Annotated in this window: 7 protein-coding genes; all 7 read left to right on the top strand. The window is 65.3% G+C overall.

What is annotated here, in order from left to right; genetic code table 11:
• Positions 1–361: hypothetical protein (locus Y705_RS22680; RefSeq protein ID WP_216698749.1), on the top strand; the 361-nt coding region annotated here is incomplete at its 5' end.
• A 105-nt stretch (positions 362–466) separates the two neighbouring features.
• Positions 467–1,786 (top strand): M20 family metallopeptidase, encoded by a 1,320-nt coding sequence (locus Y705_RS0105665; protein WP_026532156.1) that lies wholly within the window; start codon positions 467–469, stop codon positions 1,784–1,786.
• 27 nt (positions 1,787–1,813) lie between these two features.
• Positions 1,814–3,445 (top strand): AbgT family transporter, encoded by a 1,632-nt coding sequence (locus tag Y705_RS0105670; RefSeq protein ID WP_155849943.1) that lies wholly within the window; start codon positions 1,814–1,816, stop codon positions 3,443–3,445.
• 89 nt (positions 3,446–3,534) lie between these two features.
• Positions 3,535–4,482, top strand: a complete 948-nt coding sequence (locus Y705_RS0105675) for an ATP-grasp domain-containing protein (protein ID WP_026532158.1) — start codon at positions 3,535–3,537, stop codon at positions 4,480–4,482.
• Between the two features lie 60 nt (positions 4,483–4,542).
• Complete coding sequence (locus Y705_RS17715) at positions 4,543–5,706, top strand: MFS transporter (protein WP_049822337.1); 1,164 nt, start codon at positions 4,543–4,545, stop codon at positions 5,704–5,706.
• 183 nt (positions 5,707–5,889) lie between these two features.
• Positions 5,890–6,318: a ChaB family protein gene (locus Y705_RS0105685; RefSeq protein WP_026532159.1), complete on the top strand. Its 429-nt coding sequence runs from the start codon at positions 5,890–5,892 to the stop codon at positions 6,316–6,318.
• A 104-nt stretch (positions 6,319–6,422) separates the two neighbouring features.
• On the top strand, positions 6,423–7,027 hold a 605-nt coding region (locus Y705_RS17720; RefSeq protein ID WP_155849946.1), incomplete at its 3' end, for an ABC transporter substrate-binding protein.

Raw genomic sequence — 7,027 nt, forward strand, 5'->3', positions numbered from 1 at the left:
CTATCCCCCCACCGACGCGCCCACCCCAGCCACACCCCCACACACTCTCAATTACGAAGAGCCGCTTTCCCTTCGGGACCACTATTCCCCGTCGTTGGGCATCCTCGAGGACCATCTCAGCGTAAACGATTCGGAGTTTGTCGTTTCCAAGGGCCGCGAATATTTTTCGCCAATTATTCACGGCTTCATCCTGTTCTTCAGTGGCAACTTTTTCAGTAGTCCGCTCATGCTCAAGGGTAACTATCCGGAAATCCCGGATAGTTCTGAAAGAGCGCAAGCGAGGTGGCGCACGGCGCGGAGCGGCACAACTACGACGTCATTGTCCCAGTCGCTGGTGGTGCGTTCAGCACGCGGGGTGTAGACCCGCTGTCCACTACGGTGCCGGCCATGCGGCCACGCGGCCGCTTTGTTACCCGGGTTTACTCAGCACACTGCCTTCCGAGCGATAGTTGCCTAAGCTACTCGAATGACCGAACCCACAGTTCCGGATCCCGCGTACCTCGATCAGATCGACTCCGAGACACGAAAACTGCTCGCTGCCGCCGCGGTTCAGAAGTCTCCCTTCACCGGAGCGCCTGCGGAACTCGTGAAGGAGGTCGAGCGGGCGGTCAACGGGCTGACACACACTTTGAATGACGTTGTTCACACCCTGCACGCCCATCCGGAGACGGCGTTTCAGGAACGCTCCAGTGCGGCCCTCCTCCACCAGACCCTCACGGACCGAGGGATCGAGGCTCAACTGGGCGTCCATGGTGTGGAAACCGCAGTCCGGGCAGAGGTGGGGGACAGCTCGCGCGGAAGGACCATTGCCGTGCTCGCCGAATACGACGCCCTACCGGGAATCGGCCACGCCTGCGGCCACAACGTCATCGCGGCGGCAGGCGTGGGAGCGTTCCTTGCCCTCGCGGCGGTGGCCAACCGGCTGCCCGGACGGGTGGTCTTCCTCGGAACTCCTGCTGAGGAGGGCCACTCAGGCAAGGAAATCATGGCGCGCAACTGCGCGTTCGACGGCATCGACGCCGCCATCATGGTGCACCCCTACGGTTACGACCTCGCGGACCAGGTATGGCTCGGACGCCGGCTGCTCACCATCACCTTCAGCGGCGTGGAGGCGCACGCCTCGGCGCAGCCGTTCATGGGGCGGAACGCGCTCGACGCCGCCAACCTCATGTACCAGGGCATCGGGCTGCTGCGCCAGCAGTTGCCGCCGTCGGACCGGGTGCACAGCAACATCACCGAGGGCGGCCAGAGTCCCAACATCATTCCGGGACGCGCGGTGATGAAGCTCTACGCCCGCTCCAAGTACCCCGAGACCCTGAAGGATCTCAGCGCACGCCTCGAGGACGTGGCCCGGGGCGCCGCCCTGATGACGGGCACCGGCGTCGAACTGCTGTGGGACGAGCATCCGCCGTCGCTGCCCATCCGCACCAACAATGCACTGACCGGCCGCTGGGTCGCCGCCCAGCAGCGGCGTGGGCGTTCCCCGCTGCCCCTGGGCGTCGTCTCCGAGACGCTCGCCGCCTCCACCGACTTCGGCAACGTCAGCTACCGCGTTCCGGGCATCCACCCCCTGATTCGGATCGCGGATCCCGGTACCGTGCTCCACACCGAAGGCTTCGCCCGGGCAGCGAACACCGAGGCAGCGGAAATGGGCGCGTCCGACGGCGCTGCAGGCCTCGCGCTGACGGCCCTCGACTATCTGTGCGACGAGGACCTGCAGCGCTCGGTGCACGAGGAGTTCGCTGCCCAGGGCGGCGCCATCGACGTCCCCTCCTATTTCAACTGACCCGCGATCTGCGAGGAGCACATTCCAGTGGCATCAACTGCAGAAACCCGAAGCAGCGCGACCGACCGCTTCCTGACCGGGGTGGAGAGGGTGGGCAACAAGCTTCCCGACCCCTTCATGCTGTTCCTGATCCTCTTCAGTATCACCGCCGTGTTGACCACTGCCATGGCGTGGGCCAACGTGACGGTACAGATCCCCGGAGCGGAGGAGGTCACCGCGATCAAGGGCCTCTTCACCGCGGAGGGACTCACCTGGCTGACCCAGAACCTCGGCGCGAACTACCTCGGCTTCCCACCGCTGGCCACCGTGCTGCCGATCCTCCTGGCCGTCGGAGTGGCCGAGAAATCGGGCCTGCTGGCAGCGCTGATCCGCAAGGCCTTCGGTTCCGCACCCCGCTGGGCGCTGCCCTACGCGGTCGGCGCCGTGGGCGTGACGGGATCCATCATGTCCGACGCCGCCTTCGTGGTGATCCCACCCCTGGCCGCCCTCGTCTTCAAGGCTGCGGGACGGCACCCCGTGGCCGGTCTGCTGGGTGGATTCGCGGCGGCCGGTGCCGGCTACTCGACCAACATCCTCGTCACGAGCCTCGACGCCCTCTTCGCAGGGATCACGACGGCGGTCACCGAGACGCTGCCCAATGCCGGAGCGCCGGTCACTCCGGTGTCGAACTACTACTTCAATGTGGTGTCCTCGATCGTCCTGATGCTGATTGCGGGCTTCATCATCGACAAGGTGCTCGAGCCACGGCTGTCCAGGCAGGGCGTGCCGGTCGATGAGGTGCACGACGACGACGCGGACCATCCGGGGACGGTGGCCGGCGGGACGCCCGTTGCGACTCCCGGCGTGAAGTCTGCCGGCGCGTCCAGGCCCGCCGCCCTGAAATCGGAACTCGAACCCGACGAAGCGCGTGGCCTGAAGTGGGCCCTGATCGTCGGAGCCGCCGTCGCCGTCGTCATTGTTCTCGCAGTTGTTGTTCCCGGTTCGCCCTGGCGCAACGAGGAGGGCGGATTCCTCCCGAGGTCGCCGCTGCTGAGCTCGATCGTCTTCATCGTCTTCACCCTCTTCACCGTGCCGGGACTCGTCTACGGCAAGGTGGTGGGCACCATCACCACGGGCAGGGACGTGCCGCGTGTCATGGGTGAGGCCATCAAGGACATGGCCGGCTTCCTCGTGCTGGCGTTCATCCTCGGCCAGTTCATCGCCCTGTTCAACTGGTCAGGAATCGGCCAGTGGATCGCCGTTGCCGGTGCCGGCGGACTGCAGGCCATCGGGCTCACCGGGTATCCGGCGATCCTCGCGTTCATCCTGCTGGCGTCGCTCCTCAACCTCTTCATCATCTCCGGCTCCGCGATGTGGACTTTGATGGCCGCCGTGTTCGTCCCGCTGTTCGTCCTCCTCGGGTACGAACCGGCCTTCATCCAGGCGGCGTTCCGCGTGGGGGACTCCGCAACGCAGGTCATCACTCCGCTGAACCCCTACATGATCGTGCTGCTGACCATGCTGCGGAAATACGAACCGCAGGCCGGGCTCGGGACCCTCATGGCGCGCATGCTGCCGTTCGTAGTGCCGTTCTGGCTTGCGTGGGTAGCGATCCTCAGCGTGTTCTTCGTCCTGGACCTTCCGTTGGGGCCGGGGAACGGCATCTTCATCGGTGGCTGAGCCGGAATAGGCGCCCGGCACACCGGGTTGTCGGTAAAGATACTCATTGCGCTGTTAGTTATCGCCGTTTTTCGACCGGGAGGAACCCCGTGACCACTGTCTACGCCCTGCACGAGAACCCCGAATGGTTCCCGCCGTTCGCCCGAGCCTTCGAGCAGGAGGGGGTCGACGTCGTCGAATGGCTCCTCACCGACGGTGTGCTGGACCTTGACGCCGCGCCTCCCGAGGGGATCTTCTGGTCCCGCATCAGTGCTTCGGCGCACACCCGGGAGCACCATCTGTCGAAGGATTACGCACGCTCCGTGCTGTCCTGGCTGGAGGCCCACGGGCGTCGGACGGTCAACGGGCGGCGCGTGCTCGAGCTCGAGATGAGCAAGGTGGACCAGCTGACGGCGCTGCGTGCAGCCGGTATCGATACTCCCCGTACGGTGGCCGCCATCGGCCGCGAGCGCATCGTCGAGGCAGCGAAGGACTTCCGGGCACCGTTCATCATCAAGCACAATCAGGGCGGCAAGGGCCTCGGGGTGCGGAAGTTCGAATCGCACGATGAGCTCACCACGTATGTCTCCTCGGAGGATTTCGAAGAGCCGCAGGACGGTATCACCCTCGTGCAGGAGTTCATTCACGCCGCCGAACCGTTCATCACGCGTGCCGAAATTGTGGGCGGGAAGTTCTTGTACGCGATCAAGGCGGACACTGCGCGCGGTGGGTTCCAGCTCTGCCCGGCGGACGCCTGCGCCATCGATCCGGTGAGCGGCAAGCCGATCATGCCGCCCGGAGCAACGATCGCGCCCGAGCCGGACCAACAGCTCTTCAGCCTCCGGGAGGACTTCGACCACCCGATCCTTGCCCGGTACGAGGAATTCGCTCGACGGAACAACCTTGAGGTGTGCGGGATCGAGTTCATCGAAACGGCGGATGGCCGGGTGCTCACGTACGACGTCAACACGAACACCAACTACAACGCGGCCGTTGAAGCCGCCGCGCCGCGGTCGGCTCCCCGGGAACTGGCGAAGTACCTGAAGGCTCTCGGGTAACCCCCGCAGTCGGCCTGAAGGAGAAACCCCACGCGTAAGCTAGCTATCCGCCCTGGAGCTTTGCCCTGGACTGTCATCGGAATAGTTCTTGTGGCGCTCAGCATGCGCGGGCCGATCGTTGCACCGGCCCCGGTCATCACGGACATCCAGGCGGAGGTCGGCCTCTCGGCGGCGGGGGCGGGGCTGCTCACCAGCCTGCCCGTGCTGCTATTCGCTCTCGCCACTCCTTTGGCGTCCCGTGTGATCCGCCGCGCGGGTCCGGAGGCTGCCGTTCTTCTTTGTCTTCTGGGCGTCCTGGTGGGGTCCGGAATTCGATCGGTCGGTCCGGCTCCGGTGGTGTTATTGGGCACGATCGTCATCGGCGCTGCGATCGCCGTCGGCAATATCGTTGTCCCGGTGCTCATCCGCCGCGACGTGCCCTGGCAGCGGGTTTCCGGTGTGACGGCCGCCTACACCTCGGCGCTCAACGTCGGATCAATGATCACCTCGCTGGGCACCGCGCCACTGGCCGCAGTGGTGGGATGGCGCTGGGCCCTGGCCGGCTGGAGTGTCCTGGCCCTCGCCGGATTAATCTTTTGGCTGGTCGTTTCGCGCCGACGTGCCCGCACGCCGTCGGCCGCTTCCGTCAATCCGTCCCCGCCGCGGGGTTCCGGCCGGGTAGGTCGGATCGGGTGGTTGTTGACCCTGGCATTCTCCGGGCAGGCATTCGCCTATTACGCCGTGACCGCGTGGCTGCCCACGCTGCTGTTCGAGACCCGTGGGCTCAGCCTGGCCGCTTCCGGTGCAACAGCATCACTCTTCCAGATCGCCGCCATAGCGGGCGCACTCGGGGCGGCCGTGCTGGTGACACGCTCGCAACCATGGGTTCCTGTGGCGGTGATCGGCCTTTTATGGGTCAGCCTTCCGCTGGGCCTCCTGCTCGCACCGGAAGGGTACATCGTGTGGGCAATTGCCGGCGGGATCGCCCAAGGTGGCGGCTTCACCACGATTTTCTCCATCGTCGCCCGGGCCACCCGGTCGGATGGCGAGACCGCGGTGATGTCCGCCAAGGTCCAGGCCTGGGGCTACCTCGCCGCTGCCGCCGGTCCGCCCCTGGCCGGTGCGATCAACTCCGCGACCGGAAGCTGGACCGCTCCGCTGCTGCTCGTACTGGTCGCGACCTTCGCATTCTGTGTCGGCGGAATCCTGGTTGCCCTGGAAACACGACGCCGGGGCAGCAGTTGAGGCCGCCGCCGCGTATGAAACTGCCCGGCTTTCAGCGCTCGAGCCGCTGATAACCGGCGTGTCGCAGGGCGACACGCCCTTCGGTCGCTGGAAACCGGGCTACATCCCACGTCTGACTGGCAAGCCCGGCTCGGGGCATACCATCGAAGAACAAAAAACGCCGATCGACAGGAGGCCCCCGCAGTGGGACGGTTCACGAATAAGGGCGAAGTCAACGAGGACGAGTTGCCCAGTACGCTGCAGCGCTCCGATGAAAAGGCCAAGAAAACCTACGCCGCGACGCTCGAGTCAGCCGAGGAACAGTACGGCGACGGCGAGCGTGCGCACCGCACCGCCTATGCGGCGCTCAAACACAGCCACGAGAAGGTCGGGGACCACTGGGAGCCGAAGGAGGAGAACGGCCCATCCGACAGCCAGGCGGCAGGTGGGGCGGACACTGCCCGAGAAACCGCCGGCGGAGTGGATGCCAATGCTTCGAAGGACCACCTGTACCACCTGGCGCAAGAGCTCGACGTTCCGGGCAGATCCTCGATGTCCAAAGCGGAACTGGTGGACGCACTGCAGAAGGCGAACGACAGGGAGACCCGGAATGCCCGGAAAAAAGACTCCTGATTGCATTACGCCACAAAACTATTTCGTAATTATTCCGGCTTAGGTTAGCCTTACTTCTACCCCGTCCGGATGGTCCCCAGAGGCCACAGAAGTCAAGGAGCCCCATGGCCCCCGCACGTATGCGCGGTCTTTTCGCCGCAGCCACGATTGCAGTCCTCTCCCTTTCCGCTTGCTCCACCGGTCCCACCGACGGCGGATCAGCCGGGACGGGTGGCAATGACGACGGCGCGGCCGAGGCTTTCCCCGTCACCATCGAGCATGCCTTCGGCGAGACGACGATCGAAGAAAAGCCCGAGCGCGTGGCGACCGTCTCCTGGGTCAACGCCGACGTGTCCCTGGCGCTCGGCGTCGTTCCCGTGGGTATGCCCATCGACGCCTACGGTGGAAACGAGAACGGGTCGACGCCGTGGAAGGACGCCAAACTCGAGGAGCTGGACGCTGCAATCGGCAGCGAAAACGCGCCTGCGCAGTACTCCGAGGCTGACGGCATCCCCTTCGATGAAATTGCAGCGACGAATCCTGACGTGATCCTCGGTGTCTACTCGGGCCTCTCTCAGGAGGACTACGACACCCTTTCCGAGATCGCCCCGGTCGTTGCCTACCCCGAGATCGCCTACGGCACGGCGTGGCAGGATTCCACCCGCATCATCGGCGAGGCGCTCGGACTCTCGGACCAGGCCGGCGAACTCATCGCCGACACCGAGGAGAC

Origin of the sequence: Arthrobacter sp. H41 (genome assembly GCF_000520535.1) — a bacterium.
Classification (GTDB): domain Bacteria; phylum Actinomycetota; class Actinomycetes; order Actinomycetales; family Micrococcaceae; genus Arthrobacter_D.

Excerpts from the sequence above, each read along its gene's own strand:
- Y705_RS0105665 (WP_026532156.1), top strand. The coding sequence starts at position 467 with ATGACCGAACCCACAGTTCCGGATCCCGCGTACCTCGATCAGATCGAC.